30 protein-coding genes are annotated in these 26,292 nt (G+C 61.8%); 15 read left to right on the forward strand and 15 right to left on the reverse strand.

Annotated features, from left to right (window positions below; translation table 11 throughout):
- Nucleotides 1–167 precede the first annotated feature (167 nt).
- The 3 genes from ACNPAA_RS02150 to ACNPAA_RS02160 all read left to right on the forward strand — a co-directional run bounded on the left by ACNPAA_RS02150 (nt 168) and on the right by ACNPAA_RS02160 (nt 1,884).
- Nucleotides 168–542: a YacL family protein gene (locus ACNPAA_RS02150; RefSeq protein WP_039039964.1), complete on the forward strand. Its 375-nt coding sequence runs from the start codon at nt 168–170 to the stop codon at nt 540–542.
- A gap of 49 nt (nt 543–591) precedes the next feature.
- Nucleotides 592–882 (forward strand): hypothetical protein, encoded by a 291-nt coding sequence (locus ACNPAA_RS02155; protein WP_039039963.1) that lies wholly within the window; start codon nt 592–594, stop codon nt 880–882.
- 171 nt (nt 883–1,053) lie between these two features.
- Nucleotides 1,054–1,884 (forward strand): CPBP family intramembrane glutamic endopeptidase, encoded by an 831-nt coding sequence (locus ACNPAA_RS02160; protein ID WP_201871606.1) that lies wholly within the window; start codon nt 1,054–1,056, stop codon nt 1,882–1,884.
- 75 nt (nt 1,885–1,959) lie between these two features.
- Here the strand turns inward: ACNPAA_RS02160 and ACNPAA_RS02165 are convergent, their stop codons facing one another.
- The 5 genes from ACNPAA_RS02165 to ACNPAA_RS02185 form a co-directional block, all read right to left on the reverse strand.
- The gene (locus ACNPAA_RS02165) at nt 1,960–2,379 is read right to left on the reverse strand and encodes a DUF4426 domain-containing protein (protein WP_049636470.1); all 420 of its coding nucleotides are present in this window, start codon (nt 2,377–2,379) and stop codon (nt 1,960–1,962) included.
- A gap of 18 nt (nt 2,380–2,397) precedes the next feature.
- Nucleotides 2,398–2,697 (reverse strand): DUF167 family protein YggU, encoded by a 300-nt coding sequence (gene yggU / locus ACNPAA_RS02170; protein ID WP_201871604.1) that lies wholly within the window; start codon nt 2,695–2,697, stop codon nt 2,398–2,400.
- Nucleotides 2,697–3,248 carry a YggT family protein gene (locus tag ACNPAA_RS02175; RefSeq protein ID WP_042014922.1) on the reverse strand — a complete coding sequence of 184 codons (552 nt, stop codon included), beginning with the start codon at nt 3,246–3,248 and terminating at the stop codon, nt 2,697–2,699. The genes yggU and ACNPAA_RS02175 overlap by 1 nt, the downstream gene beginning before the upstream one ends.
- A gap of 23 nt (nt 3,249–3,271) precedes the next feature.
- Nucleotides 3,272–4,096, reverse strand: a complete 825-nt coding sequence (gene proC, locus ACNPAA_RS02180) for a pyrroline-5-carboxylate reductase (RefSeq protein WP_039039961.1) — start codon at nt 4,094–4,096, stop codon at nt 3,272–3,274.
- Nucleotides 4,097–4,218: 122 nt separating this feature from the next.
- On the reverse strand, nt 4,219–4,920 hold the full coding sequence (locus tag ACNPAA_RS02185; RefSeq protein ID WP_103857983.1) for a YggS family pyridoxal phosphate-dependent enzyme: 702 nt from the start codon (nt 4,918–4,920) through the stop codon (nt 4,219–4,221).
- A 39-nt stretch (nt 4,921–4,959) separates the two neighbouring features.
- Between ACNPAA_RS02185 and tapT the strand changes: the two genes are divergently transcribed.
- From tapT to yaaA, 3 genes are read left to right on the forward strand one after another with little or no spacing between them, the layout of a single operon-like run.
- The gene (gene tapT, locus ACNPAA_RS02190) at nt 4,960–5,994 is read left to right on the forward strand and encodes a type IVa pilus ATPase TapT (protein WP_010673050.1); all 1,035 of its coding nucleotides are present in this window, start codon (nt 4,960–4,962) and stop codon (nt 5,992–5,994) included.
- A gap of 23 nt (nt 5,995–6,017) precedes the next feature.
- Nucleotides 6,018–7,127: a PilT/PilU family type 4a pilus ATPase gene (locus ACNPAA_RS02195; protein ID WP_041214461.1), complete on the forward strand. Its 1,110-nt coding sequence runs from the start codon at nt 6,018–6,020 to the stop codon at nt 7,125–7,127.
- A 32-nt stretch (nt 7,128–7,159) separates the two neighbouring features.
- Entirely contained in the window at nt 7,160–7,933 is a 774-nt protein-coding gene (yaaA, locus tag ACNPAA_RS02200) for a peroxide stress protein YaaA (RefSeq protein ID WP_053288104.1), read from the forward strand.
- Nucleotides 7,934–8,120: 187 nt separating this feature from the next.
- On the opposite strand, the gene srmB is transcribed toward yaaA, so the two are convergent.
- The gene (gene srmB, locus ACNPAA_RS02205) at nt 8,121–9,341 is read right to left on the reverse strand and encodes an ATP-dependent RNA helicase SrmB (protein ID WP_171864936.1); all 1,221 of its coding nucleotides are present in this window, start codon (nt 9,339–9,341) and stop codon (nt 8,121–8,123) included.
- A gap of 127 nt (nt 9,342–9,468) precedes the next feature.
- Here srmB and ACNPAA_RS02210 point away from each other — a divergent pair, with 127 nt between their 5' ends.
- Together ACNPAA_RS02210 and brnQ are read left to right on the forward strand one after the other, a co-directional pair.
- Nucleotides 9,469–10,179, forward strand: a complete 711-nt coding sequence (locus tag ACNPAA_RS02210; protein ID WP_171864937.1) for a tRNA1(Val) (adenine(37)-N6)-methyltransferase — start codon at nt 9,469–9,471, stop codon at nt 10,177–10,179.
- Nucleotides 10,180–10,369: 190 nt separating this feature from the next.
- The gene (gene brnQ, locus ACNPAA_RS02215; protein ID WP_080944186.1) at nt 10,370–11,677 is read left to right on the forward strand and encodes a branched-chain amino acid transport system II carrier protein; all 1,308 of its coding nucleotides are present in this window, start codon (nt 10,370–10,372) and stop codon (nt 11,675–11,677) included.
- A gap of 89 nt (nt 11,678–11,766) precedes the next feature.
- Here the strand turns inward: brnQ and ACNPAA_RS02220 are convergent, their stop codons facing one another.
- From ACNPAA_RS02220 to zur, 3 genes are read right to left on the reverse strand one after another with little or no spacing between them, the layout of a single operon-like run.
- Entirely contained in the window at nt 11,767–11,994 is a 228-nt protein-coding gene (locus ACNPAA_RS02220) for a hypothetical protein (protein WP_039039956.1), read from the reverse strand.
- 5 nt (nt 11,995–11,999) lie between these two features.
- Entirely contained in the window at nt 12,000–12,461 is a 462-nt protein-coding gene (locus ACNPAA_RS02225) for a chemotaxis protein CheX (protein ID WP_010673043.1), read from the reverse strand.
- A complete protein-coding gene (gene zur, locus ACNPAA_RS02230) occupies nt 12,451–12,909 on the reverse strand; it encodes a zinc uptake transcriptional repressor Zur (protein WP_043153132.1) in 459 nt (152 codons plus the stop codon). Before zur ends, ACNPAA_RS02225 begins: the two co-directional genes overlap by 11 nt.
- A 136-nt stretch (nt 12,910–13,045) precedes the next feature.
- Between zur and dusA the strand changes: the two genes are divergently transcribed.
- Together dusA and ACNPAA_RS02240 are read left to right on the forward strand one after the other, a co-directional pair.
- Entirely contained in the window at nt 13,046–14,032 is a 987-nt protein-coding gene (gene dusA / locus ACNPAA_RS02235; protein WP_043153017.1) for a tRNA dihydrouridine(20/20a) synthase DusA, read from the forward strand.
- A gap of 2 nt (nt 14,033–14,034) precedes the next feature.
- Nucleotides 14,035–14,184 (forward strand): hypothetical protein, encoded by a 150-nt coding sequence (locus ACNPAA_RS02240; RefSeq protein WP_080944170.1) that lies wholly within the window; start codon nt 14,035–14,037, stop codon nt 14,182–14,184.
- Nucleotides 14,185–14,267: 83 nt separating this feature from the next.
- Here the strand turns inward: ACNPAA_RS02240 and ACNPAA_RS02245 are convergent, their stop codons facing one another.
- Together ACNPAA_RS02245 and hupA are read right to left on the reverse strand one after the other, a co-directional pair.
- Nucleotides 14,268–14,693: a hypothetical protein gene (locus ACNPAA_RS02245; RefSeq protein WP_029313758.1), complete on the reverse strand. Its 426-nt coding sequence runs from the start codon at nt 14,691–14,693 to the stop codon at nt 14,268–14,270.
- A 113-nt stretch (nt 14,694–14,806) separates the two neighbouring features.
- Nucleotides 14,807–15,079, reverse strand: a complete 273-nt coding sequence (gene hupA, locus ACNPAA_RS02250) for a nucleoid-associated protein HU-alpha (protein WP_005305063.1) — start codon at nt 15,077–15,079, stop codon at nt 14,807–14,809.
- A 338-nt stretch (nt 15,080–15,417) separates the two neighbouring features.
- Here hupA and ACNPAA_RS02255 point away from each other — a divergent pair, with 338 nt between their 5' ends.
- A complete protein-coding gene (locus ACNPAA_RS02255) occupies nt 15,418–15,900 on the forward strand; it encodes an Rsd/AlgQ family anti-sigma factor (protein WP_029313757.1) in 483 nt (160 codons plus the stop codon).
- 102 nt (nt 15,901–16,002) lie between these two features.
- Nucleotides 16,003–16,389 carry a PilZ domain-containing protein gene (locus ACNPAA_RS02260; protein WP_029313755.1) on the forward strand — a complete coding sequence of 129 codons (387 nt, stop codon included), beginning with the start codon at nt 16,003–16,005 and terminating at the stop codon, nt 16,387–16,389.
- Nucleotides 16,390–16,442: 53 nt separating this feature from the next.
- On the opposite strand, the gene radA is transcribed toward ACNPAA_RS02260, so the two are convergent.
- Complete coding sequence (gene radA / locus ACNPAA_RS02265; protein ID WP_010673036.1) at nt 16,443–17,807, reverse strand: DNA repair protein RadA; 1,365 nt, start codon at nt 17,805–17,807, stop codon at nt 16,443–16,445.
- 100 nt (nt 17,808–17,907) lie between these two features.
- Here radA and ACNPAA_RS02270 point away from each other — a divergent pair, with 100 nt between their 5' ends.
- Nucleotides 17,908–20,283 (forward strand): PilZ domain-containing protein, encoded by a 2,376-nt coding sequence (locus ACNPAA_RS02270; RefSeq protein ID WP_319858190.1) that lies wholly within the window; start codon nt 17,908–17,910, stop codon nt 20,281–20,283.
- A 56-nt stretch (nt 20,284–20,339) separates the two neighbouring features.
- On the opposite strand, the gene ACNPAA_RS02275 is transcribed toward ACNPAA_RS02270, so the two are convergent.
- Both ACNPAA_RS02275 and serB read right to left on the reverse strand, forming a co-directional pair.
- Nucleotides 20,340–21,245, reverse strand: coding sequence for an alpha/beta fold hydrolase (locus tag ACNPAA_RS02275; RefSeq protein WP_042864464.1), 906 nt, complete (start codon nt 21,243–21,245; stop codon nt 20,340–20,342).
- Between the two features lie 28 nt (nt 21,246–21,273).
- Nucleotides 21,274–22,278, reverse strand: coding sequence for a phosphoserine phosphatase SerB (gene serB / locus ACNPAA_RS02280; protein ID WP_202043095.1), 1,005 nt, complete (start codon nt 22,276–22,278; stop codon nt 21,274–21,276).
- Nucleotides 22,279–22,471: 193 nt separating this feature from the next.
- On the opposite strand from serB, the gene ACNPAA_RS02285 reads away from it, so the two are divergent.
- Nucleotides 22,472–23,080, forward strand: coding sequence for an AhpA/YtjB family protein (locus tag ACNPAA_RS02285; protein ID WP_010673032.1), 609 nt, complete (start codon nt 22,472–22,474; stop codon nt 23,078–23,080).
- Between the two features lie 85 nt (nt 23,081–23,165).
- Entirely contained in the window at nt 23,166–25,391 is a 2,226-nt protein-coding gene (locus ACNPAA_RS02290; RefSeq protein WP_417891578.1) for a PAS domain S-box protein, read from the forward strand.
- A 64-nt stretch (nt 25,392–25,455) separates the two neighbouring features.
- Here the strand turns inward: ACNPAA_RS02290 and deoD are convergent, their stop codons facing one another.
- Entirely contained in the window at nt 25,456–26,172 is a 717-nt protein-coding gene (gene deoD / locus ACNPAA_RS02295; RefSeq protein ID WP_005341325.1) for a purine-nucleoside phosphorylase, read from the reverse strand.
- Nucleotides 26,173–26,292: the final 120 nt, after the last annotated feature.

Below are 26,292 nucleotides of genomic sequence, written 5' to 3' on the forward strand. Positions count from 1 at the left end.
CGCCATCACCGGGATCACCCGTTAAAGATTCCACATCATCAAGACAAGCGCGGGGGGGATCGCTAGAATAGGCCACTTTACGCTATCAGTGCCCCACCATGGATCAAGGATCCGGCATCATGCCGCTTTGCGCCGTGGTGGTTTCACCCTCCGATATGGACTCCGCTATGGATTATGAATTTCGCCGCGACCCGTTCGGTGGCTATCGCGCCCGGTTCTCCATGGGCCATGAAGCCATCGGCCAGTGGTTGATCGACGAGGTGGGCAAGGACGAGGAGAAGCTCGACGAGCTGTTCGCCATCATCGACCAGCTCTCCAGCCGGGCCCGCACCGAATACCGGCTGCTGGGGGGCGACTACTCCCTGCTGCTGACCCACGAGGAAGCCGAGGTGAAGGCCAATGTCCTCAATATCGAGCAGGACGAGGATCTCGACGATCTCGCCTACTACGATGATGAACAGCTGGCCATGTGCGGGCTGGAAGATTTTGCCCAGGTACTCGGCTCCTGGCGCGCCTTTATCCGCAACGAGGATATGGGCTGATTACCCCCATTCGGGCGAGCATGCCCCTTGCAACCCAACAGGATTGACTATGTCCATTTACGATTTTGATGACGAACTGCCGGAAGACGAGCTGGATCAACCGAAGAAACCCGCCCAGCCCAAGAAGAAGGGCAAGCAGGTGCTGAACACCCAGGTCAACCTGAGCCCGCGCGATGCCAGCCGCCTGAACGGCATGCACGTCGAGGCCATCACCACCCTGGATGACGTCAGTCTGCCGAAGAACGTCATCTTCAAGGCCGGTCTCATCGCCCTGGGCGAGCTGGAAGCCAGCAAACGCGCCGACATCATCGCCCGGGTGATCGCCGAGTCCGGTCGCTGATACGGGAAGGCCATCGCCTCTCTCGGTGGCATCTTGCCGCCGTCCAAGCCGGAGCCCAGCTCCGGCTTTTCATTGCGCGTCTTCTGCCGGCCAGTCTCGGCCACCCCCTTTTCCTTGAACCAGACCATGGGGATCGTTAAGGTGCGCCCTTCATTCATACAAGGAGACTCGATGTTACCACTCCCCGATATCCTCATCTGGCTCGTCCTGGGGCTGGCCGTACTCTGCTGCCTCGCCCGCCGGACCAGACCCGGCATGCTCCTGTTGGGACTTGCCCTGCTTACCGCCCTCTGGCTTGAGCGACTCGCGCCCCTCGCCGCTCTTGTCAGCCTCGCCGGTCTGCTGCTGGCCTGGCGTACCCCCACCCTGCCCCCACCCTGGCGCGGCGTCGCACTGGCGCTGGTACTGCTGTGGTCCGTCGCCCTGACGCTGCATCTGGTGCCCGGCTTTGACAATCTCAGGGTGCTCGACAAGGTACAGGCGGGCCCGGCCAGCGTGCCCTTCACCCTCTACCTCAATCTGGACAAGCCGCTCATTTTCTTCGCCCTGCTGCTGGCCATCCCCGGCCTGCTCGGCCCGGGTGGAACGATGCGCTGGCGGCCGCTGGCCCTGCTCATCCTGCCGCTCGCGGCCCTGCTCATCACCGCCTGGCAACTGGGCGCCCTCAAACCCGAAGTGGGACTGCCCCACTGGTGGTGGCTGTTCGCGTTCAACAACCTGTTGTTCACCTGTGTGGCGGAAGAAGCGCTGTTCCGGGGATGCATCCAGCAAGGGGTGGCAAGCCGAAGCACGCCCTGGGCAGGTCTCCTGGTCGCCAGCCTGCTGTTCGGCGCAGCCCATCTTGCCGGTGGCCCGTTGCTGGTGTTGTTCGCCGCGCTGGCGGGGGCCTGCTATGGCCTGGCGTTCCAGCTGAGCGGGCGCCTCAGTGTCGCCATCCTGCTCCACTTCCTGTTCAACTTCGCCCACCTGGCCCTGTTTACCTATCCCCTGGCCAGCCACTGACGTCGAGCACAGGTTCACCGGGCAAAAAAATGCCCCGCCCCCGTGGGGGCAGGGCATCTGCATTCACCCTGCAATCTAGTCGACGTAGAAGGTCTGCTGGAAGGTCAGCGTCTGCTGCTGCCCCTCCCCCATGATCTTCAGGGTGAACTGGTAGGTGTCCTCATTGCGATAGGGCAGCACTGCCAGGTAATAGATGGCATTCCCCTCTTTCACCTCCTGAAAATTCAGGGGGCGAAGGGTGCCGGTCAGATTGCGGGCTTCGCCGCTGATCCCCACCGCCTGTGCCACCCCCTGCTTGTTCTGCACCGCGATATTGACGATGCCGTTATAGCGGCTGCGCTCCAGGCCATAGGTCCTGGCTACCTCGGGGGTGAGGAAGCTGGAGTTGAACGCGCTGTAGTGCACTTTCCAGGGGCCCAGCTCCTGCATCTGCTCAGCCCGCAGCGGCAGCGTCATCAGGAGTGCCAGCAGGCAACTCATCCAGGCTGTTTTCATGATGTCATCCCTCTCGTATCAACCCTGATTATCGAGCAGAGCGGCAATCTCGGCGGGGATCTGTTTTGGCGCGTCGATGGCGACCGTCTTGTGCCGACCCAGCTCCCCCCGCAGGATGCGAATCTGCCCCTTGGCCACCTTGCACTGCTTGGCCAGGTACTTGATCAGGTGACTGTTGGCCTGACCATCCACCGGCGGTGCCGTGATGGCCACTTTCAACTCGTCACCGTGCAATCCGATGATCTGATCCCGGCTCGCCTTGGGCTGGATCATCAGATGCAACACCAGCTCGTCCCCTTCCAGCAGGACAGCGGGCATCAGATCATCCACCACAACTGGCCGAACAGATCCCCCATCAGGTAGTTGATGGCCTGCAGCGCGATGAAGGCGACCAGCACGGAGAGATCCAGCCCGCCCAGTGCAGGCAGGATGCGGCGAATGGGGGCCAAGAAGGGTTCAGTGAGCTGGTGCATCACGTATTCAATGGGGTTGCGACCCTGGCTGACCCAGCTCAGGATGGCGCGGATCAGCAGGATCCAGAAGATCATGGAACCCGCTTTCTTCAACACGGTGAGCGTCGCAAACAGACAGAGAGTGAGCCAGTCCGCCTGCAGCACATTCATGCTCTTGAGCAGGACCAACTTGCCAACGGCGATCAGCAGCGCCAGCAGCACAGAGGCCATGTCCAGCCCGCCAAAACCCGGGATGACGCGGCGCAGGGGCACCACCAGCGGGTTGGTCAGCTTGACCACCATCTGGCTCATGGGATTGTAGAAGTCGGCCCGCGCCCACTGCAGCCAGACCCGCAGCAGCACCACCATGAGGTAGAGATCAAAGACAGTGTTAATCAAAAAGTAAGCCGTGTTCATCCGGGCTCCTTGCTAAAAGGGATTCAGAAAAGGGTTTCCATTTCGCCGGCCCGGGTAACGGCCGCCTGCATGGCTCTTGCGGTCAGCGGCATCAGCCCCTGCTCCTGGAATGTCTTGACGGCCTCGGCCGTGGTCCCGCCCTTGCTGGTCACCTGCTCGCGCAGGGTCTGCAGCGACAGATCGGGATTCTGCTCCACCATGGCGGCCGCCCCCAGGGCGGTTTGCTGCACCAGCAGGCGAGCCTGCTCCGGCGTAAAGCCCATGGCCTCGGCCTCCTCGGCAATCGCCTGCATGAACAGGAAGAAGTAGGCCGGGGCACTGCCCGCCGCCGCAATGACGCCGTTGATGCCGGCCTCCTCATCCACCCAGAGGGTCTTGCCCACGGATTGCATCATCTGTTCGGCCACCGCCCTATCGGCCTGCCCGATGGCGGGCGGTGCATAGAGCCCGGTCATCCCCAGCCCCAGCAAGGAGGGGGTGTTGGGCATGGTGCGAATGATGCGATCGTGACCGCCTGCCATCTCCTGCAAGCGCGCGACGCGAATGCCGGCAGCGATGGAGATGAGCAACTTGCCATCCAGCGAGCCAAGCTCGGCCACCAGCGCCGTCAGCATGCCCGCCATCAGCTGGGGCTTGACCGCCAGTACGATCACCTCGGCCTCCCGGGCCGCCTCGGCGTTGTCCTGGGTGATACGGATGCCGAACTGGCTGGCCAGTTCGTCCAGCTTGGGGCGACTGGGATTGGCGGCGATGATACGCTCTGCCGGGTAACCCGCCTGGATGAGGCCGGCAATGATACTGCGGCTCATGTTGCCTGCCCCGATGAAGGCGAGGGTTCTCTGCTGCATCAAACACTCCTGTTACTGACATCGCAGCGGATGCCGACCCAGCCTGTGCGGGCTGACAGCATCACACGCGCCTGTTTACCTGAAAAAAGCACGACCGGGGTGTTTCTCGCCCCGGCTCTTGCTCATGAATAGTCACGGGCCCCGAAGATGGCGGTCCCGACCCGCACCATGGTACTGCCATGGGCAATGGCCGGCTCGAGATCCTCGGTCATCCCCATCGAAAGGGTGTCGACGCTCGGGTATTGTTGCGCAAGCTCGGTGAACAGAGCCTGCATGCGCGCCATCTGGGCCGCGAGCACCCCCTCGTCGCTGGTATGCTCGGGGATGGCCATCAGGCCGCGCAACCGCAGCCGCTCGCTCTGGGCCACCAGAGAGGCCAGGCGGAAAATCTCTTGCTCCGACGTACCGGATTTGCTGCTCTCTCCGCTAATATTGATTTGCAGACAGATATTTAGCGGCGCGAGCCCACCCGGTCTCTGATTGTTGAGGCGTTCGATGAGCTTGTCGCGATCGACACTTTGAACCCAGTCGAACCGCTCCGCCACCAGCTTGGACTTGTTCGATTGCAGCGGACCGATAAAGTGCCACTCTATGTCTGTACAGGCGTTCTGCTCGCGCAAGGCATCAATCTTGAGCGCGGCCTCCTGGGCGTAGGATTCGCCAAAGCGCCGCTGACCGGCGGCATAGGCAGCCTGAATGTCCCCCAGCGGCTTGGTTTTGCTGACAGCAAGCAACTGGATGTGATCTGGGCTGCGGCCAACACGCCGGGCAGCCTCTACAATACGTTCCTTTACCTGAAGCAGGTGCTGGGCAATCTGGCTCATATTTCGTTCGTAATCTTGTGATGGGAGAATAACAAATCTATGGATATCACAGAGTTATTGGCATTCAGTGTAAAGCATAAGGCCTCGGATCTACACCTCTCGGCCGGGGTCCCCCCGATGATCAGGGTTGATGGGGAGGTTCGCAAGATCAATTTGCCCGCCCTGGATCACCGGGAAGTCCATGCTCTCATTTACGACATCATGAATGACCACCAGCGCAAGGAGCTGGAGGAGAACTTCGAGGTGGACTTCTCCTTCGAAGTACCCGGCATGGCACGCTTTCGGGTCAACGCCTTCCAGCAGGCGCGCGGCTCGGGCGCCGTGTTTCGTACCATCCCGAGCACCGTTCTGACCCTGGACGATCTGGGGGCGCCGGAGATATTTCGCAAGATAGCGGAGTACCCTCGCGGCCTGGTGCTGGTGACTGGACCCACCGGCTCGGGCAAATCCACCACCTTGGCCGCCATGGTCGATTACATCAATGACAACTTCCACCACCACATCCTCACCATCGAGGATCCCATCGAATTCGTGCACGAGAACAAGCGCTGCCTGGTGAACCAGCGGGAAGTACACCGCGACACCAAGAGCTTCAGCAACGCCCTGCGCTCGGCCCTGCGGGAAGACCCGGATATCATCCTGGTAGGTGAAATGCGGGACCTCGAAACCATCCGCCTCGCCATGACCGCCGCCGAAACCGGTCACCTGGTGTTTGGCACCCTGCACACCTCCTCGGCTGCCAAGACCATCGACCGCATCATCGACGTCTTCCCCGGCTCGGAGAAGGACATGGTGCGATCCATGCTCTCCGAATCCCTGCGGGCGGTCATCTCCCAGACCCTGCTCAAGCGTATCGGTGGCGGCCGGGTGGCGGCCCACGAGATCATGCTGGGGATCCCGGCGGTGCGAAACCTCATCCGGGAAGACAAGGTGGCCCAGCTCTATTCCGTCATCCAGACCGGGATGACCCACGGCATGCAGACCATGGACCAGAGCCTCAAGCAGCTGGTCAACCGGGGGGTCGTCGCCTCCCTCGATGCCAAGGCCAAGGCGGTCGATCCCAATACCATTTAAGCTCGCACACCCAAGGAGTCGCCATGAACATGGATGTTCTGCTCGCCGCACTGGTTGAACAAAAGGGCTCGGATCTCTTCATCACGGTCGATGCCCCCCCGACCCTCAAGGTCAACGGGCGTCTGGTGTCGCTCGGGCCGGCTCCCCTCGACAAGACGACGGCGCTGGCGTTGATCAGAGAAAGCCTGGACGAGACCCACTTCGAGCGCTTCCTGCACACCCGCGAGGCCAACTACGCCATCCAGCGAGGCTCGCTGGGGCGCTTTCGGGTCAGCGCCTTCTGGCAACAGGATATGCCGGGCATGGTGCTGCGCCGCATCGAGACCCGCATCCCCACCTTTGACGAGCTGGTGCTGCCTCCCATCCTGCAGGAGGTCGCCATGGCCAAACGCGGGCTGGTGCTCTTCGTCGGCGCCACTGGCGCCGGCAAGTCCACCACCCAGGCGGCCATGATCGGCTTTCGCAACCAGCACGGTGACGGCCACATCCTGACGGTGGAGGATCCGGTGGAGTTCGTCCATCAGCACGATCGCTGTCTGGTGACCCAGCGGGAGGTGGGGATCGACACCGCATCCTTCGATGTCGCCCTCAAAAACTCCCTGCGCCAGGCCCCGGATGTCATCCTCATCGGTGAAATCCGCTCCCAGGAGACCATGGAGTTCGCCATCCAGTTCGCCGAGACGGGGCACCTCTGCCTCGCCACCTTGCACGCCAACAATGCCAACCAGGCGCTGGATCGCATCCTGCATCTGGTCCCCCAGGAGAAGCACCGCCAGTTCCTGTTCGATCTCTCCTTCAACCTGCGCGCCATCGTCGCCCAGCAGCTGCTCCCCTCCGCTCACGGGCAGCGCCGGGTCGCCGCCTTCGAGATCCTGCTCAACACCCCGCTCGTCACCGACATCATCCGCAAGGGAGAGATGCACAGACTCAAGGAGGTGATGACCAAATCCGGCGAGCTCGGCATGCAGACCTTCGATCAGGCGCTGTTCGGCCTGTTCTGCGCCGGCCAAATTGGCTACAGTGAGGCCCTTGCCCATGCCGACTCCGCCAACGACCTGCGACTGCTCATCAAGCTGTCGGGTCGCGAGCAGCTGGGCGCAGGCACTCTCGACAACGTGACCCTGGATGAATGAGGGGCGTGCGTCATCGCTAGTAAAGGACCGTTATGCTGATTGTGGTTTCCCCGGCCAAGACGCTGGATTACGAGTCACCCCTGGTGACCTCCCGTTTCACCCAACCCGAACTGCTGGACCACTCCGCAGCACTGATCACCCGGGCTCGTCAACTGAGCCCGGACCAGATCGCCAGCCTGATGAAGATCAGCGACAAGCTCGCTGGCCTCAACGCCGCCCGCTTTGCCGAGTGGCAGCCTGACTTCACGCCGGCCAACGCCCGCCAGGCGCTGCTGGCCTTCAAGGGGGATGTCTACACCGGTCTGGCCGTAGAAGATTTCAGCGAGGCCGACCTCGACTTCGCCCAGGCCCACCTGCGCATGCTCTCCGGCCTTTATGGCGTACTGCGGCCGCTTGACCTCATGATGCCCTACCGCCTGGAGATGGGGATCCGCCTCGACAACCCGCGCGGCAAGGACCTCTACCAGTTCTGGGGCGACATCATCACTGAGCACCTGAACAAGGCGCTGGCAGCCCAGGGGGACGACGTACTGATCAACCTCGCCTCCGACGAGTATTTCAAGTCGGTGCGCCCGAAAGCCCTGCAGGGGCGCATCATCACCCCGGTCTTCAAGGACGAGAAGAACGGCCAGTTCAAGATCATCAGCTTCTACGCCAAGAAGGCCCGCGGCATGATGGCACGCCATATCATCAAGCATCGGCTCACCCGGGTGGAACAGCTGACCGGTTTCAATGCCGACGGCTACTACTTTGTACCGGAAGAGTCCGACGCCAATACCCTGATGTTCAAGCGCGCTGAAAATTAATTACACATTCAAGGGAACCAAGTCGGAGATCCTCGGGTCTGACTCTGTGAATCCTCTGTTGTAAGCACTTTTTGTTGGCCGACGTCCTTGCGTCGGCTTTTTTCTGCGCCTCTCTCAGGCCACTCCCCAGGCAGCAGACAGCAAAACGGCCATCCTGGGATGGCCGTTTCAACTGTGCTCGGGGGCATTACTTCTTTTTCTTCTTTGCCGACTTCTTGGCATCCTTCGGCTTTTTCTTCTTCACCGGCACCCGCGCTTCCTTGTGTCTGGGGCGCAGCTCATCGATCACCCGGCGCTTGAGGCGCTCCTCGGTGTAGCGTTCGATCTTGGCGACCATGGCCATGTCGTGAGCTTCCACCAGGCTGATGGCGCAGCCACGGTTGCCGGCACGACCGGTACGACCGATGCGGTGCACATAGACATCCGCGCCGTAGGGCATGTCGTAGTTGATGACATGGCTGACGTTCGGCAGGTCGATGCCGCGGGCGGCCACGTCGGTGGCGATGAGGAAGGGCACCTCCCCTTCGTGGAACTTGCGGATAGACTCGATGCGCTTGGCCTGCTCCATCTCGCCACGGATCCAGGCGCAGGGCACGCCTGCCGCCTGCAACTGGCCGGAAAGCTCCGCCAGTCGCTCACGGGTCTTGACGAAGATGATGGCCTTCTGGGTTTCCGGGTTTTTCAGGATGTGCACCAGCAGAGCCAGCTTGTGGGCGGCATCATCGGCCAGGTGGATCCACTGGGTGATGGGGCGGCGCTCGCTGCGGGGCGGCTCGGCGTGCAGCTCAACCGGGTCTTTGAGGATCTCGCTCGCAAACTTCTCGAGGCCGGCCCCTTCCAGGGTGGCGGAGAAGAGCATGGTGTGCTTGCGGTAGCGCGCCTCTTCCACGATGCGGTCCACGTCCTTGATGAAGCCCATGTCCAGCATCCGGTCCGCTTCATCCAGCACCAGCACCTCGATGTCGTGGCTCTCGAACTCCTCTTTCTCGATGTACTCGAGCAGACGGCCCGGGGTGGCCACCACGATGTCGGTGGTCTTGGTCAGGGCAGGCAGCTGCTCTTCATGGCTGACACCACCGATGATGGTCTCGATGCTGAGATGGGTGTGCACCGCCAGGGCCTTGGCGTGAGCACTCACCTGCAGCGCGAGCTCGCGGGTCGGAGTCAGGATCAGCATGCGGCACGGACCCGGCTTGCGACGCGGGAAGTCCAGCAGGTGCTGCATCGCGGGCAGCAGGAAGGCGGCGGTCTTGCCGGTTCCGGTCGGCGCAGAAGCCAGAATATCGCGGCCGTCCAGGGCTGGCTCCAGCACCATCTGCTGGATGGTGGTGGGGCGGGTGAATCCCATCTCGGCCAAGGCCCGACTGAGGGCTGGATTCAGGTCGAAATCATCAAAGGACTGGCTCATGGCAATACTCGGTCATTAAGGAAGCGGCAGATTATAGGCGATTATGCCGCCGGCTCCTATGGTGACTGTGGCTTAGCCGCTATAATCGCCGGCCATTTTCCGCGGGCAGGCACAGGAGGAGGGCCGAATGGGGCGCAACAATGGTTTCACGTTCAAGCAATTTCACATCGATCACGACCGCTGCGCCATGAAGGTCGGTACGGACGGCATTCTGCTGGGAGCCTGGGCGCCGGTCGACAGCGCCCGCCGGGTGCTGGACATCGGCACCGGCAGCGGCCTCATCGCCCTGATGCTGGCCCAGCGCAGCACGAACGACTGCCACATAGACGGGGTGGAGCTGGATAAGGATGCAGCCATGCAGGCCCAGGAGAATGTGACGGCCTCCCCCTGGCGTGAGCGGGTCACCATCATAGAGAGCGCCATTCAGGATCACCTCGCCCCCCCTTACGATCTCATCGTCTCCAACCCGCCCTATTTCCCGGCAGGCCAGACACTTCGCGATCCGGCCAGGGCTCTGGCCCGTCATACCGGGGGGCTCGACCCAAGGGGATTGCTGGCCGCCAGCGATCGCCTGCTGAGCCGTACCGGGCAACTGGCCCTGGTGCTGCCCACGGCGATGGCGGATGAAATTTTATGCATTTCGTCGAGTTATGATCTGTATGAGCGTTGTTATCTGGCTGTTACCACCAGAGAGGGGAAAGAGGCAAATCGTGTTTTATTGCTGCTTGGCAGAGGATTAAACAAGTGTGAGAGGGGTGAAATTGTGATCCATTCTGCCACGGGAGGCTATTCCGACAGATATATCCAACTAACCAGCCCCTTCTATTTGAAGATGTAAATTTTGCCTTGAACTATTTTTTCACATCATTATGCTGACTGCTAAATGAGCGCCCGCTCAAGACCAGTTCAAACCACTGGTCGCGATGAAAAAACCAGCGGGGCTCTTTTTTTTACCCCCGGAAAGTGCCGGTCACTGACAAATAAAAAACTATAACAAGCAATAGTTTACAAGACAGACGAGGTTGAACTTGACGAAATCACTCACATTGTCCGATGTACTCGGATTGGGCTTCATGACCTTTGCGTTCTATCTGGGCGCAGGCAACATCATCTTCCCGCCCCTGGCCGGCTTCATGGCGGGTGAGCACCTCTCCCTGGCCATGCTGGGCTTCCTGGTCACCGCCGTGGGCCTGCCCCTCATCACCATCATCGCCGTCGCCAAGGCTGGCAACGGCTGGGCCGGCATGACCAAGCTGCTGCCGGCCGGCGTGGCCACCGCACTGGCCGTCGCCATCTACATCATCATCGGCCCGGCCTTCGCCGCCCCCCGTACCGGCCTGGTGGCCTACGAGATGGGCCTCAAGCCCTTCCTTGGCGACATGGGACCATCCGGTCTGGCTGCCTACACAGTACTGTTCTTCGGCGTGGCCATCCTGGTCTCCCTCAACCAGGGCAAGCTGATGGATGCCATCGGCAAGTACCTGACCCCGCTGCTGATGCTGCTGCTGCTGACCCTGGCCATCGGTGTCTTCGTCGCACCGCAAGGAAGCATGCCTGCCGCATCCGGTGACTACCAGAGCACCCCCTTCGTGAAGGGCATTCTGGAAGGCTACAACACCATGGACACCCTGGCGTCCCTGATGTTCGGTGCCCTGATCGTCGACCTGCTGCGCCAGAAAGGCATCCATGACTACCAGAGCCAGTTCAAGTACCTGGCCATCGCGGGCATCATCTCCGCCATCGGTCTCTCCGTGGTCTATGTCTCCCTGTTCCAGCTGGGCAACACCGCTGCCGGCGTCGCCACCGACGTGAGCAACGGCGGTGCCATCGTCAACGCCTACGTACTGAGTCTGTTCGGCCAACCGGGTCAGTTCATCCTGGCAGCCATCATCACCCTGGCCTGCTTCACCACGGCCGTCGGCCTCATCTCCGCCTGCTCCGACTTCTTCCACAACCTGACCGGCATGAGCTACAAGAAGCTGGTCGTGCTGCTGGGTGTCATCTGCGGCATCGTGGCCAACGTGGGCCTGAGCCAGCTCATCAGCCTCTCCATTCCGGTGCTGGTCGCCATCTACCCGGTTGCCGTGGCGCTGGTACTGGTCACCTTCCTGAAGGGTTACTTCGGTCGCCCCCGTCTGGTGTTCCGCTCCGTGCTGCTGGTCGCCTTCCTGTTCGGCTGCCTGGACGGCCTGGGCGCCGCCGGCATGAAGATGGATGCGTTCGCCTTCCTGCCGCTGTTTGACAAGGGCCTGGCCTGGTTGCTGCCGACCCTGCTGGCCTGTGGCCTCGGTGTCATGGTGCGTGGCAATGGCAAGCTGGCTGCAGAAGCGGCCTGATAACAGATCTTGACCAAATAAAGAGGCCAGCATTCGCTGGCCTCTTTTTTGTTGGTGCAATCTGGTCCATCCGTTGTGGAGAGCGCTCCTCAGAGTACGGTTGCGGGCTTGGGTTTGCCTGCAAGACCGTACCAGTGATGCTCAAACCGGCCCGCATGCCAGCGCAGGGTGCCCCAGGGCTGGTCAGCCTGCCAGCGCGGGAAGTTGATCTCCACGCGGTTGTCTTCGTACTTGTAAAGAGAGGTGCTGATCTCGATATCCGACAGGATAAGCAGCACCACCCCACCGATGACACTCCATTTCAGCATCTTCCACATGGCGATTACTCGAAGCAGATCTCGATGGTGGCACGGCCATACTCCGATTCGAACGGCATCATGATCTTGGCGCCGTCGGCCCGGTGAGTAATGGTGTGATTGGGACCGGAGACGATGACCGGGGTCGCCATGTCGAACTCATAGCCCTTCTCCCCCAGCATGCGTTTGGCGCCGCCCGTCACCATGTTGGTGATCTCGCCCACCATGTCGGTCACTTCCTCGTTGATGGTGGCCGGCGCCTCCCCCAGCATGCGACGCATGATCTCCAGTGCCAGCCCCTTCTCGAAGCTGATGGAGAGGGAACCCCGGGTCTGCGGACCCACCATGCCAATCAGGCCGGAGACATCTCCCCGAGCCAGCTCGTCCGTCTTGCGCTTGGGCGCGCCCGGTTTGAGTTCCAGCTGTGCCATGGTGGAGAGCACGTTGAGCAGGGAGAGCAGGAACGGGTTTACAAAATCAGCCTTCATCTTGACTTCCTACGGTAACGGAACAGCGGGCACATTGACCATGGGCTTCTATGGTCTTGTTGGTAATAGTAAAACCATGCTGATGAGCCTGCTCGGAAAAGGCGCCGTCGATGGCGGGATCGTGCAGCTCCACTACCTCACCGCAACGATCGCAGATCAGCAGTTGCATCGGGTGGGCATGGTCGAAGTGGCAGCAGAAGATGAAGGCGTTGAGCGACTCCACCTTGTGGGCAAAGCCCTGTTCGAGCAGGAAGTCGAGCGCCCGATAGACGGTAGGCGGTTTGGCATGAGCCTCGGTCTGCTGCAACTGGGCCAGCAAATCATAGGCACTGATGGCATTGCCGTGGGCGGCAAGCAGCTGGAACACCTGGCGCCGTGTCGGGGTGAAACGGATCCCTCGCTGCTCGCAGAGGCGTTCCGCTCGTTGTAGAAGTTGGTCTTGATTCATGTTCACGCAGATACCCTGTCAATTAGCCGGATACTATCACAGGGCCCCCAGTGCGCGGCGACAAAATTCATTTTCTGGGGCTGTCTCACGTTGTGATAGAATCCCGCCCCTTGTTTGGCCAACCCGGATGATTTTTATGCAGGCGCAGCGCTTTTCCATCGCCCCCATGCTGGACTGGACCGATCGGCATTGCCGTTGTTTCCACCGTCTGATGACCCGCCAGACCCTGCTCTATACCGAGATGGTGACCACGGGCGCCATCATCCACGGCAAGGGCGACTATCTGGGCTACAGCGAGCAGGAACACCCTCTCGCCCTGCAACTGGGTGGCAGCAACCCGGCAGACCTGGCCCGCTGCGCCAGGCTCGCCGAGGAGCGCGGCTATGACGAGGTCAACCTCAACGTCGGCTGCCCTTCCGATCGGGTGCAAAACGGCCGCTTCGGCGCCTGCCTCATGGGCGAACCCGCGCTGGTGGCTGATTGCGTCAAGGCAATGCGCGACGTAGTCGACATTCCGGTCACCGTGAAGACCCGTATCGGCATCGACGAGCAAGACTCCTACGAGTTCTTGCAGGCCTTCATCGAGCAGGTACGGAACGCCGGTTGCGATACCTTCATCGTCCACGCCCGCAAGGCCTGGCTGAGCGGCCTGAGCCCGAAAGAGAACCGCGAGATCCCGCCCCTCGATTATCCTCGCGTCTACCAGGTCAAGCAGGATTACCCGGATCTGACCATTGTCATCAACGGCGGGGTGACCAGTCTGGAACAGACTCTTGAACATCTGCAGCACCTCGACGGGGTCATGATGGGCCGCGAAGCCTACCAGAACCCCTACATTCTGGCCCAGGTGGACAATCTGGTGTTCGGCGAGAACCGTGTAGTTCCGAGCCGCCACGAGGTGGTGCGGATGATGCTGCCTTACATCGATCAAGAGCTGGCCAAGGGCAACTACCTCTCCCACATGACCCGCCACATGCTGGGGTTGTTCCAGAACATGCAGGGGGCGCGCGCCTGGCGTCGCCATCTGAGCGAGAATGCCTGCAAACCGGGGGCCGACATTCAAGTGGTGCTGGACGCCATGGCCAAGGTGCCGGAGTTCGCGCCGGCCGACGCGGTGGAGTGATCATGTACCGCTTCACCGGATCCTGGCTGCACAAGGCCCTGGTGCGTCTGTGCGCCGGCCTGCTCACCATTCTCGGCATCAAGCTCAGCGCCTTCTATTTCATCGGGCTGCTGATCGTGCTGGGGCTGCACCGGGACCAGATCCTGGGCTAAGCGCCCCACGCTCCCGAACAAGAAAAAGCCGGCGCCCCTGCGCCGGCTTTTTTGTCACCACGGAGGTGACCCGACAGTCTGGCTTACTCTTCCTGAACCATGAACTGGAGTTCAGGGGGAGAAGAGGTCAGCACATCGGCGCAGTAATCCCAGGTCGAGATGCGGTAGTGCTGCAAATCTTCATCCAGGTGCAGTCCATCGGATTCCTGATGGAACCAGCTGGCGAAACGGGACGGGGTGATGAGCTGGATCTGCTCCTCGATGACGTGGCTGTCACGCCCCTCCGCCAGATCGCAATCCTCCATCACCCGCACTGCGAAGATGTGGCGAAAACTCACCCGGCACAGGGGCAACGGAGGCAGATCGATGCTGCGAGCACGCCCCAGCATGACGGTCAGGGTGTCGCTCCAGATATCCTGATGCAGTTCGGCCACGACCAGGCCGGGAGGGAGTTGACGAGAGGGTGCCCAGGGGACGGCTACCTGCCGAATGGCATTTTTCTGTTCCATATCCACCTCGCTACAGCGCATGCCATATTCTGAGTGTATCTGAAACAAATTTTGACGAAGATGGCAAGAAAAAACCCGGCACAAGCCGGGTTTCATTTGATTACAAGACGATCTTATTTGACTGCGTCTTTCAGCGCCTTGCCAGCCACGAAGGACGGCACATTGGCGGCTGCAATCTGGATCTCTTTACCGGTTTGCGGGTTGCGACCGGTACGGCCCGCGCGATGGTTGACCTTGAAGGTACCAAAACCCACCAACTGAACGGCATCGCCCTCTTTCAGGCTCTGGGTAATACCATTGATGATCTCTTCCAGAGCGACTTTGGCCTGAGCTTTGCTCAGGTCTGCTTTGGCGGCAATTGCATCGACAAGTTGAGCTTTGTTCATAACATTTCCTTTATGATCGGGCATTTAGCACCGGGCCACTCTATTCAAAAAAAAACACTCAGGCAAAGGCTTTATCAGCCGGATTGGCTTGAATGCTGGGGTTTTCATCAAGATCTGCGGAAATAGTCACATATATCGCCCCCTTGTCCCCTGGATGGGCGACAGGATGCGAAGTACCGGTGGGGAGAGGTATGCAAATCCCCGCCTGATGTAACAATATCCCTACACTCCTATTGACGGTCAACTGGATTTTCCCTAGTTATAGGAGTGTCGTCAGTCGATGAGAATGACCGAAGGCATGCGACCCGAGAGCAGCATGTCATGCCCATGGAGGGACTATGTTAACTGAACTGGAAAAAACCAAGCGCGCACTGGCAGGCAAGCACAGAGCAATAGATGACTGGCTGGATGCCAGACAGGCGTTGCTGGTCGAGTACATGCGACTGGCAGGCCTCATGCCCGCCAAGTGCAAGCAACGCACCCTCCCAGGTCACGTCGAACTGCAACGTTTTTGCGAACAACTGGTCGATTACGTCAGCGCAGGCCATTTCGAGATCTACAACCATGTCGTCACCGCCTTTGAGCAAGCCAGCGGGGACAAACTGGAGCTGGCCAAGCGCATCTACCCCCATATCCGTGCCTGTACCGAATTCGCGCTGGAGTTCAACGACAAGTACAGCAACGCCGACGAAGCCCAGTTGTTGCAACTGGACGAGGATCTGAACCAGCTCGGCCCCGTGCTGGAGGACAGGTTCAAACAGGAGGATCGGCTGGTCAAGGCGCTGCAGGTGGTGGAATCCCTCAGCCATCAGCAGGTCTGATATTCAATATCGGAGCCAGTTCAATATCCTGGCGTGCCAGCTGGATTACACTCTGCAACATGAAGGATGAGCATCTTGCTCGCACGCAGACCGGAGACGACCATGGCCGAGCGCCGCCACTTTACTCGGATTTTCTATTTGACCGCCGCCAAGCTCACCCAGGGTGAACACCAGTGGCGCACCCAGCTGGTCGATGTCTCCCTGCAGGGAGCCCTGCTGCTCAGACCCGAGGATTGGGTCGCCAGCGAGGACAAGGAGTACGAAATCTGCTTCGTGCTCGGGGGCAGCGACATCGAGATCAAGATGCAGGTCGAGCTGACCCACGAAGCCAGCAAGAAGCTGGGGTTTTACTGCCACCACATCGACATCGACAGCGCCACTCACCTCAAGCGGATGATCGAGCTGAACATCGGAGAGGAACAACTGCTCCATCGCGAGCTGGAGCAGTTGCTGCAAGAGCACCGAGACCACGTCCCCCCCGAATCCTGAGCGGGCGGGCAGAAAAACAAAGGAGCGTCCATACGCTCCTTTTTCATGGTCGATTACAGGGCCTCGAGGGCATCGGAGAGTTTCTTCACCGGCACCACCTCCATCCCCTCGATGGGATGTTTGGGCGCATTGGCATGCGGGACGATGGCTCGGCGGAAACCGTGCTTGGCCGCCTCCTGCAGTCGCTCCTGACCCGAGGGCACGGGCCGTATCTCACCAGAGAGCCCCACCTCGCCAAAGACCACCAGATCCTTGGGCAGGGCCTGATCCCGGAAGCTCGACACCATGGCCAGCAGCAGCGCCAGATCCGCGCTGGTCTCCTCGACTTTGACGCCACCCACCACGTTGATGAACACATCCTGATCCGCCATCTGCAACCCGCCGTGACGATGCAGCACCGCCAGCAGCATGGCGAGACGGTTGTGGTCCATCCCCACCGCCACCCGGCGCGGATTGGAGAGCTGGGAGTAATCCACCAGCGCCTGCAACTCCACCAGCAGGGGGCGCGTGCCTTCCCAGATCACCATGACGATGGAGCCCGGAGCCTGCTCCTCCCCGCGGCTGAGGAAAATCGCGGAAGGGTTGCTCACCTCCTTCATTCCCTGCCCGGTCATGGCGAAGACCCCCAGTTCGTTGACCGCACCGAAGCGGTTCTTGTGGGAGCGCAGGGTGCGAAAACGCGAGTCGTGCCCGCCATCCAGCAGCACGGAGCAGTCGATGCAGTGCTCCAGCACCTTGGGACCCGCCAGGGTGCCGTCCTTGGTGACGTGGCCCACCATGAAGATGGCCACATGATTCTGCTTGGCATAGCGTGTCAGCAGCGCCGCCGACTCCCGCACCTGGGAGACGGACCCCGGCGCGGACTGCACATCCGCCACGTGCATCACCTGGATGGAGTCGATGACCATGATCTGAGGTTGCTCCTGCTGGGCGATGAGGCAGATCTGCTCGACACTGGTCTCGGACAACATGCGCAGCTTGTCCGTGGGCAGACCCAGCCGACCAGCCCGCATCGCCACCTGTTGCAGTGACTCCTCACCGGTCACATAGAGGGTCTTCATGCGCTGCGCCAGGCCGCACATGGTCTGCAGCAACAGGGTCGACTTGCCGGCCCCGGGGTTGCCGCCGATGAGAATGGCCGAACCGGGGACCACGCCGCCACCGAGTACGCGGTCCAGCTCCTTGAAGCCCGAGCTGAAACGGGGGATCTCCGTGGTGGCGATCTCCGCCAGGGTCTGCACCTGGCTGCCGACGGCGCCCGCATAACCGGTATAACGAGCGCTCTTGCCGGGTGTCGTCACCCCCAGTCGCACCTCGGTGATGGTGTTCCACTCCTTGCACTCGCTGCACTGGCCTTGCCAGCGGGTGAAGTCGGCTCCACATTCGGAACAAACATAGGCGGTTTTGTTTTTGGCCATGGATAACTCGGGGACAGGATGAATTCCTGCTTGATATACTTGTTTGCGACCGGCAGATCAAACCCAGAATCGGAAAAGTGACTTTCCGCGGCAGGAATACATGGATTCAGAACAACCACTACATCTGATAGAACAACTTGTCCCCCTGCTCCGGGAAAAGGACTTCGACGAAATCTTCAACCGTCTGACCCAGAACGAAAATACCAACAGCCGGTTCCTGCTGAAGATGGAACTCAAACGCAAGTGCACCCCCTGTCGGCGCGTCATCGACATGCGCAACGAGCTGGGCACCCTCTGTCAGGTGCATGAGTTCGACGGGGTGACCCACTTCATGCCCGCCGAGGCCATCGAGCTGTTTCAATCCCAGTGCTACCTCTACCGGGACAGCTACACCCTGGGGGTCTACGAGGCGCTGCAAGCCTGGTACAAACTCAACCAGGGGCGCAGCGACAATCTGGCACTGCCCATCAGCCCGTTTCGTCCGTTCGATGTCAGTGCCATCCCCTTCGCCAGCCATTACGGGCGACAGGAAGAGCGCATGCACTTCAGCTCTCCCATGGTGCTCCAGCTCGCCAACGGCGAGAAGATCCTCGCCAAGAGCTCCGACATCTCCCTCGGCGGCATCCGGGTATCCGTGCCCTATCTGCCCGACTACCAGACAGGCGACCTGATAGCCGTCTTCTTCACCGGACTGGAACGCGATCATCCCCATCCCCTGCTGCGTGACCCCGTCAGCTACCAGATCCTGGGGGAGGAGAGAAAAGAGGACAAATTCTGGCTCAGGCTGCTCAAGAACGGCGAGCATCCGGTGTTCGACGAGTTCCTGCGCGACTTCATCGAGCGCAACCGCAGCCGCTATCGCGTCAGCGTCGACTACCTGCTCTCCGCCGCCGTCATCAAGGGGTATGAGCAGTTCTATCTGCCGCGCATGACCGGCATGCCCCTCTATTTCGGCAAGGGCAGCATCCCCGCCCTCGAGATCGCCCTGCGCACCGAGAACAACCAGCACATTCTCGAATACTGGCGCGACGCCAAGAACCGCGACATGCTCGCCAGCCTCTTCACCGCTGCCCGCATGCCCTCGTTGCTCCCGGGCAAAGAGGGGCTGCGCGAGACGCTGATCTACAGCTTTACCCATGCGGTACGCAGCCACCTCTACTTCTTCTCCGCGACCCGGGAGGAGCTGGAACAGAGCGGACTGACCGCGCTCTTCTTCCAGATCGGCGCCCGCCGCCCCAGCTGGCGGGTATACAAGTTCAGCATGGAAGCCAGCACCCTGCGGGAGGCCGACCTCGACAACCCCCAGGGCGGGGCGAGCCAGTTGCAGGACAGGCTGCTGCGCGAGCGCCTGGCCCAGCTCGGATACGTGGGCATGCTGCAGGAGATAAACCTGGACAACCAGCGCGACGAGTTCCAGCGAGAGACGGGTCAGGAGCCGCTCAACGCCAACGCCTTGCAGCGCTTTGGCCATGACATCCATGCCGCCCCCTTCGAGATAGAGACGCTGCACTATGTGCAACTGCGCAAGGAGGCGCGCTACATGCACAAGACGGCCATCGTCTTGCATCACAAGGAGCGATCCTGGGTCGGCTGGACCCGAGACATCTCGGCCCACGGCATGCAAATCGAGCTGGAGGAGCCGTTCGACGGGGAGAAGGGAGACATCATCACGGTGGCTCTGCCCCGCTTGCAGGAACTCGCCAGGAACATGGACCTGCAACGCCTGCCCTATCGGCTGGTCAGCCTCAACCTGAGCAGAACCGTGCTGCATCTGTGCATCGAGGGGACGGCCGAGCGCCATACCGGCCACCAGTTCTTCAGCCTGCTGATCGAAAGCAACCAGAACAAGCTCAAAACCACCCGGGAGTTCAATCGCTATCGCGGCATGGCCAGGGCGCTGCGCAACCTCTACACCCACCACCTGTTCAACACCCCCGTCTATGTGAACAAGCTCAAGGCCGCCCCGAAACTGGCCGCGGCCGGCCTCTCGCCACAACCACGCAGCCTTTCCCGTCTGCTGCGCATCTGTGCCGAGCAGGATCAGCAGTTGAACCTGTATCCCCTGTTCCAGGGGGCACTGCTCAAGGCCCTGCTGCTCAATCCCCTGCGCGCCATCGAGCGGGAAGACAAGCCGGAAGAGGAGGAGGTCTACATCGCCGCCCTCCACTCCCAGGGGGGAACACCCCTGTTTCGCAGCCACCTGGCCAGCAGCTTCAGCTCACCGGATCAAAAGCGCCGCTTCATCGAGCTGGCCCGGCAACAGGGAGAGTTCTATTCGGTACTGGTGGGTATTTCGCGCACCGGCCGCCCGGACACCAGCTTCATCGCGGGTGAACTGGACTACATCGCCAAGTTCGCCATTCACAAGGCCAAGAAGCTGGAAGAGGAGCTCTGGAGTGTCGTGGGCGTGGGTGAACTGACCGATACCACCGAGGCGACCCTGTTCCGCCTTGGCATACCATCCGGGCCCCGCTAGCCAGCAGGGCCGGGAGACAACAAAAAACGGGCACGCAAGTGCCCGTTTTTTGTCTATCAGGCAGCTTGGGGGTTGCGCAGCCAGGCGAGGATGTCGGGGAAGTGATCCTCCTGTGCCTGGGGGGCCGTCAGCATGTTGATGTGGTCGTAATCGAGGCGGTTGCCGTTGTCCCGCCCAAGGCGGGTGTGGCGGGCGGCCGAGCCCATCTCGTCGCTGAAGCGGCGCACGTCGACGGGGTGGCCAAGTACCTTGTCCGCCTTGGCGGAGATCATCCAGAGCGGGGGCCAGTTGACCCGGCTCGCCGCCTCGTCATAGGCGAAACCGTCAAAGGGGTCCAACCAGGGCCCGCACTTGACCCAGGGGATGGTCTCCTGCAGGTAGCGCAGGGGCTCATCATCGGCCCCTATCTTCAACCGGCGGGCGGCCAGAAACCCCTGGCGGCGCGCCAGCCAGGGGGCGAGCCTGTTCCAAATCAGATCCACCTTCAACCAGCGCTCCGGGTTCTGCACCGAGACCCCCCGCTTGGTGCCGAAGAACACCAGGCTGGCAACCTGCTCCGCCAGCTCGGGAAAGCGCACCAGGGTCGAGGCCATGATGACGCCGCCCCAGGAGTGGGCCATCCAGTGCACCCGGGCACCGGCATGGCGGGCCGATACCCAGCGCTGCAGGGCGGGCAGATCCTCGGTGATCAGCTCATGCTGGCCGTGGCCGGCCCGCTCGGCGATGGTCGGTGTGCTCAGACCCCGACCACGCAGATCCGCCACATAGACCTGATACCCGTGGCGAGCCAGAAAGCAGGCAAGCCCCTTGCCCGATTCGGTGTAGAAGATGCGGCCGTTCTCGATGGCCCCGTGCACCATCAGGATGGGGTCGGCATGTACCGCGACACCGGGCTGGATATGGCGCACATGGAGTCGATGCTCACCGCAGGGGACAAACAGGGATTGCTGTAACAGTTCCATTTCGTGATCGGCTCCTCCTTGAGCGGGATCAGCACCAGCGTCGGTCGCGACAAGCCAGGGCGCCGAGCAGGCAGAGCACCCCTTCCAGATCGTGGTGATTGAGGGTCGCCGCCGCCTGGGCACGAACCAGGGGTTTGGCATGAATGGCAATGCCAAGCCCCGCCACCCCCATCATCTTGAGATCGTTGGCCCCATCGCCGACCGCGACCGTCTGGGATGCAACCACCCCGTACTCCGAGGCCAGCTGTTGCAGTGCTTCGGCCTTGGCGGCGGCATCGACGATGGGACCGCTCACCTTGCCGGTCAGCAGGCCCCCTTCCACCGCCAGCTCGTTGGCGAAAATGGCATCCAGACCCAGAGCACGCTGCAACTCGCCGGCAAAGCGGGTGAAGCCACCGGAGGCGATCGCCACCTTCCAGCCAGCCTGCTTGAGGGCATCGACCATGAGTGGCAGGCCCGGCATCCAGGGCATGTCGGCCGCCACCTCGTCGAGGATGGTGACCGGCGCCCCTTCCAGCAGCGCCACCCGGGCACGCAGACTGTCGGCAAACTCCAGCTTGCCCTGCATGGCCGCCGCGGTAACGGCCGCCACCTGCTCACCGACCCCGGCCAGCCGCGCGATTTCGTCGATGCACTCTATCCTGATCGCGGTGGAATCCATGTCCATCACCAGCAGACCGGGCTCACTCAGGGTAGGCAGGGCGGCCAGATGACACAGGTCGATGTCCCACTCCTGGGCTTTGAGCGCCTGCACCAGCTCGGGGGAAAAGCGGTTGGTGCCAAGCAGCAGCAGCGGAATACCGGCCTGCTCCCCTGCGGGATAGAGACTTGACTCAAGCCCCAGGGCATCCAGCTGCTGGGCCAGGCGGGCCAGATGACCGGCCTCCAGCCCCTTGCCAAACAGGACAATCCAGGCGCTGTCGTGGGCGTTGGCCGCGGGCAGCAGGGCTTCGTTGGTGAGCTGCCAGCAGGGGGCACAGCTCAGGGCCCCGGACCAGTCGTGCAGGGAGCGGGGAAGTTGGGACAACAACATAAGAGAGACGCCTTCCTTGGAAATCATGGGGTTCATCATGCGGGCCCAGAGTAGCGTATTGCTTTTTGTACAGGCAAGCGCCAAGATCCCGCCTGCGGTGCGGGCAGACATGGAAACAGACCACCCTGTTTCCCGCTTCGCGGCACCGGGGCACCAGCCAGCCCCGCTCATCCATTACCAGAGGCCCGGTTCTGTGCGTCATCTTCCCATCAAACGTGTTGTCAGCCTGGCGGCGGGAGTCCTGCTCGGTCTCTGGGTGCTGGTGCTGCTCATCCACATGCAGGGAGAGAGCCAGGCCGCCCTGCACGCGGCGGCACGGGACAGGGCACAGGCGCTGGTCGCCTATGCCGCCCGGGACATGCGCCGCTGGATCAAGGAGGACAAGGAGAGCGAACTGGAGAGACTGGCGCAGGATCTGGCCGCCGAGCCTGACATTCTGGATGTCACCCTCTATGACGCCCGCGGCATTCCCCTCGCCCAGTCGGACAACGCCCTGCCGCTGGACAGTCTGCTGCCCATCGGCAGCGACAACAAATCCCTGCCGGAGCAGGGCAAGGGGCGCATCCAGTTCGTCCAGGAGATCCAGGACGGAAACCTGACCCTGGGCTATCTGAGGATCACCCTGGAAGAGCAGAAACTGCTGGCCGCACAAGATACCCATCTCAAGGTCAACCAGGAGAAACAGCGCCTGATGCTGCTGGTGATGCTGCTGGCCGGCCTGCTCATCTCCTACGGGGTGCGTCGCAACTACATGCGGGTGCGCAAGCACAAGAAACAGAGCAAACCCGCCGCTCCGCAATAAGCGGGAGTGGATCACATCCTCCGGCTTGTATATAACACTGGCAAGATCACTGGCAGGAGAGCCACATGATTGCCCCCCCTTGCCGCTGGATGAACACAGTCGACTGGAACGACTGCGCATCCTCGGCCTGCTCGACCACGAGCCCATCGATCAGCTTGATCGCCTCACCCGGCTCATCACCCGGCATTTCGCACTCCCCATCGCCATGGTCTCCCTGACCGACGTGAACAGGCAGTGGTTTCTCGCCCGCACCGGGGTCGATATGTGCGAGATCAACCGGGAGCACTCCTTCTGCGGTCATGCCATTTTGCGCCCCGACATCATGCAGGTACCGGATGCCAGACGGGATCTCCGCTTTGCCGACAATCCGCTGGTGACCGATGATCCCGGTGTGGTCTTCTACGCCGGCCGACCCCTGCGCGCCCTCGATGGCGTGGTGCTCGGCACCCTCTGCCTGGTGGACCATGTGCCGCGCCATCTCGACGAAGATGCCTGCCGGGATCTCGACGACTTCGGCCGCCTGGTGGAGAACACCCTGCACGATCTGGAGCGGCGCCACCAGGTGCGCACCCTCAATCAGGTTCTGGAAGACAAGGAGCATCTCTTCACCCTCACCTTCAACCAGTCGTCGGTGGGCATGGCCCTCTCCTCCCTCGAAGGCAAGTGGCTGCGGGCCAACCCGGGGCTGGAGCGGCTGCTCGGTTACAGCGAGCATGAGATGCTGAGCCGGACCTGGCTCGCCATGACCCATCCCGAAGATCTGCAACGGGAGCAGCCCCTGTTCGATGCCCTGATCGCGGGGCAACGGCAGGATTACCGGCTGGAGAAGCGGATGATCCGGGCCGATGGCACCCTGTGCTGGGTCCAGCTCAGCGTGACCCTCTGCCAGAGCCGCACCATGGCCCCCCACATGATCGCCGTGTTTGCCGACCTCACCGAGCGCAAACAGGCCGAAGCCGAACTCGTGCGGCTGCAGCAAGGGCTCGAGCAGCAGGTGCAGTCACGGACCAGGGAGCTTTCCCGCACGGTGGAACAACTGCATCAGGAGATGCGCGAGCGCGGCGCCATGCAGCAGCAGCTGTGGCAGGAGCAGCGCCGCTTGCAGCACATGCTGGAGCACACCAGCAATGCCTTCCTCGAGCTCGATGCCGATTTCATCATCACAGGCTGGAACCCGGCCTCCACCACCCTGCTCGGCTGGCACGCCGACGAGATGCTGGGCCGTCCCCTCTTCGGGCTGCTCGGCGCCGAGCATCCCCTGCTGAGCCTGTCAGGCAACCCGCAGAGTCCGCCACGGCGGCTGGAGTGCGACATCATCACCCGCGCAGGCCGGCACATCCCGGTCGAGGTGATCGCCGAGCGTTACCAGTTCGACGGCAAGGTGCGCATCGCCCTGTTTTTGCACGACATCACGGCCCGCCGCCAGGTGCTCGCGGAGATCGAGCGTGGCCGTGCCCGACTGCGGGCCATCACCGATGGCCTGCCGGTCACCATCAGCATGGTGTCGCCCGAGGGGCGTTACCTCTTCGCCAACCAGGCCTATTGCCGCTACTTCGGGCTCGATACCGAACAGATGCGGGAAATGAGCGTGCGGGACGTCATCGGCGAGGAGGCCCACGGCAGGGCCATGGCCTATGTGGCAAAGGCCCTCGCCGGTGAACAGGTGAGTTTCGAGCGCCGCTTCGATCTGCCCATAGGTCAGCGTGACCTCAGGATCACCATGATCCCGAGCCGGGGCGACGAGCCCGGGGTCTACATCCTCGGCAGCGACATCACCGAGTTCAAGGCGCTGCAAAGCCAGCTGGAACACGAGGCGGCTCACGACCCCCTCACCGGCCTGCCCAACCGGCGCGCCTTCACCCTGCGCCTTTCCCGGGAGCTGGAGCGGGTGCGCCAGAATGCCGAACCCCTGGGCCTGCTGTTCCTCGATCTCGACGGCTTCAAGGGGATCAACGACAGGCTGGGACACCACGTCGGCGATGCCCTGTTGCAACGCTTCGCCCAGGTGCTGAGTGCCGAGGTGCGCCCGGGGGACATGGTGGCGCGCCTGGCCGGCGACGAGTTCACCATCATACTGCCCGCCCTGCGCCAGCCGGAACTGGAGCTGCCCGCCCTGTGCGAGCGGCTGCTGGCGGCCATGGCGGTTCCTGGGGACGTGGCCGGTCACCGGCTGCCCCTTGCCGGCAGCATAGGAGGCGCCCTCTGCCACTCGGGCCAGTATTGTCACATCGACGATCTGCTGCACCGGGCCGATGCCGCCATGTACCGGGCCAAGCAGTCGGGCAAGGGGCGCTTCGCCCTCGATCTCTGACCGTGCTTCGCAAAAATGCAAAACGGCGGCCCGAGGGCCGCCGTTTTTTTATGCGCGAGGGGGATCAGTTGTCACCCAGCAGGACTGAGTCCAGCGCGATTTCGATCATGTCGTTGAAGGTCAGCTGACGCTCTTCGGAGGTGGTCTGCTCACCAGTACGGATATGGTCGGAGACGGTGCAGATGGTCAGCGCCTTGGCACCGTACTCGGCGGCCACGCCATAGATACCGGCGGCTTCCATCTCGACACCCAGGATGCCGTATTTTTCCATGACGTCGAACATGGAGGGGTCCGGGGTGTAGAACAGATCGGCGGAGAAGATGTTGCCCACGCGCACGGCCACGCCCTTGTTCTTGGCGGCCTGAACGGCATTGGCCACCAGGTCGAAGTCGGCGATGGCGGCGAAGTCGTGGTCCTTGAAGCGCAGACGGTTCACTTTGGAGTCGGTGCAGGCACCCATGCCGATCACCACGTCACGCAGTTTCACGTCTTCACGCACGGCACCGCAGGAGCCCACGCGGATCAGGGTCTTCACGCCGTAGTCGGTGATCAGCTCTTTTGCGTAGATGGAGCAGGACGGGATGCCCATGCCGTGACCCATGACGGAGATGCGACGACCCTTGTAGGTGCCGGTGAAACCGAACATGTTGCGCACGTCGCACACCTGCTCGACGTTCTCCAGGAAGGTTTCGGCGATGTACTTGGCACGCAGGGGGTCGCCCGGCATCAGCACGGTATCAGCAAAGGCGCCATCTTTCGCATTGATATGAGGAGTTGCCATTCTCTTTATTCCTTCACACTAGGTTGAGTTTTATTGTCTTTATGGATTGTCCGCTGCCTGCGCGGCGGCGGTACATTACAGGAAACCGGGGCCCTGTGGCACCCCGGGCAGGCGAACCGG

Source organism: Aeromonas sp. PS2Canimalfood6 (assembly GCF_048276795.1).
Taxonomy (GTDB): domain Bacteria; phylum Pseudomonadota; class Gammaproteobacteria; order Enterobacterales; family Aeromonadaceae; genus Aeromonas; species Aeromonas caviae.

Coding starts and splice junctions, on each gene's coding strand:
- ACNPAA_RS02150 (WP_039039964.1), top strand. CDS start 168: ATGGATTATGAATTTCGCCGCGACCCGTTCGGTGGCTATCGCGCCCGG.
- ACNPAA_RS02155 (WP_039039963.1), top strand. CDS start 592: ATGTCCATTTACGATTTTGATGACGAACTGCCGGAAGACGAGCTGGAT.
- ACNPAA_RS02160 (WP_201871606.1), top strand. CDS start 1,054: ATGTTACCACTCCCCGATATCCTCATCTGGCTCGTCCTGGGGCTGGCC.
- ACNPAA_RS02165 (WP_049636470.1), bottom strand. CDS start 2,379: ATGAAAACAGCCTGGATGAGTTGCCTGCTGGCACTCCTGATGACGCTG.
- yggU (WP_201871604.1), bottom strand. CDS start 2,697: ATGCCCGCTGTCCTGCTGGAAGGGGACGAGCTGGTGTTGCATCTGATG.
- ACNPAA_RS02175 (WP_042014922.1), bottom strand. CDS start 3,248: ATGAACACGGCTTACTTTTTGATTAACACTGTCTTTGATCTCTACCTC.
- proC (WP_039039961.1), bottom strand. CDS start 4,096: ATGCAGCAGAGAACCCTCGCCTTCATCGGGGCAGGCAACATGAGCCGC.
- ACNPAA_RS02185 (WP_103857983.1), bottom strand. CDS start 4,920: ATGAGCCAGATTGCCCAGCACCTGCTTCAGGTAAAGGAACGTATTGTA.
- tapT (WP_010673050.1), top strand. CDS start 4,960: ATGGATATCACAGAGTTATTGGCATTCAGTGTAAAGCATAAGGCCTCG.
- ACNPAA_RS02195 (WP_041214461.1), top strand. CDS start 6,018: ATGAACATGGATGTTCTGCTCGCCGCACTGGTTGAACAAAAGGGCTCG.
- yaaA (WP_053288104.1), top strand. CDS start 7,160: ATGCTGATTGTGGTTTCCCCGGCCAAGACGCTGGATTACGAGTCACCC.
- srmB (WP_171864936.1), bottom strand. CDS start 9,341: ATGAGCCAGTCCTTTGATGATTTCGACCTGAATCCAGCCCTCAGTCGG.
- ACNPAA_RS02210 (WP_171864937.1), top strand. CDS start 9,469: ATGGGGCGCAACAATGGTTTCACGTTCAAGCAATTTCACATCGATCAC.
- ACNPAA_RS02220 (WP_039039956.1), bottom strand. CDS start 11,994: ATGTGGAAGATGCTGAAATGGAGTGTCATCGGTGGGGTGGTGCTGCTT.
- ACNPAA_RS02225 (WP_010673043.1), bottom strand. CDS start 12,461: ATGAAGGCTGATTTTGTAAACCCGTTCCTGCTCTCCCTGCTCAACGTG.
- zur (WP_043153132.1), bottom strand. CDS start 12,909: ATGAATCAAGACCAACTTCTACAACGAGCGGAACGCCTCTGCGAGCAG.
- dusA (WP_043153017.1), top strand. CDS start 13,046: ATGCAGGCGCAGCGCTTTTCCATCGCCCCCATGCTGGACTGGACCGAT.
- ACNPAA_RS02240 (WP_080944170.1), top strand. CDS start 14,035: ATGTACCGCTTCACCGGATCCTGGCTGCACAAGGCCCTGGTGCGTCTG.
- ACNPAA_RS02245 (WP_029313758.1), bottom strand. CDS start 14,693: ATGGAACAGAAAAATGCCATTCGGCAGGTAGCCGTCCCCTGGGCACCC.
- hupA (WP_005305063.1), bottom strand. CDS start 15,079: ATGAACAAAGCTCAACTTGTCGATGCAATTGCCGCCAAAGCAGACCTG.
- ACNPAA_RS02255 (WP_029313757.1), top strand. CDS start 15,418: ATGTTAACTGAACTGGAAAAAACCAAGCGCGCACTGGCAGGCAAGCAC.
- ACNPAA_RS02260 (WP_029313755.1), top strand. CDS start 16,003: ATGGCCGAGCGCCGCCACTTTACTCGGATTTTCTATTTGACCGCCGCC.
- radA (WP_010673036.1), bottom strand. CDS start 17,807: ATGGCCAAAAACAAAACCGCCTATGTTTGTTCCGAATGTGGAGCCGAC.
- ACNPAA_RS02270 (WP_319858190.1), top strand. CDS start 17,908: ATGGATTCAGAACAACCACTACATCTGATAGAACAACTTGTCCCCCTG.
- ACNPAA_RS02275 (WP_042864464.1), bottom strand. CDS start 21,245: ATGGAACTGTTACAGCAATCCCTGTTTGTCCCCTGCGGTGAGCATCGA.
- serB (WP_202043095.1), bottom strand. CDS start 22,278: ATGTTGTTGTCCCAACTTCCCCGCTCCCTGCACGACTGGTCCGGGGCC.
- deoD (WP_005341325.1), bottom strand. CDS start 26,172: ATGGCAACTCCTCATATCAATGCGAAAGATGGCGCCTTTGCTGATACC.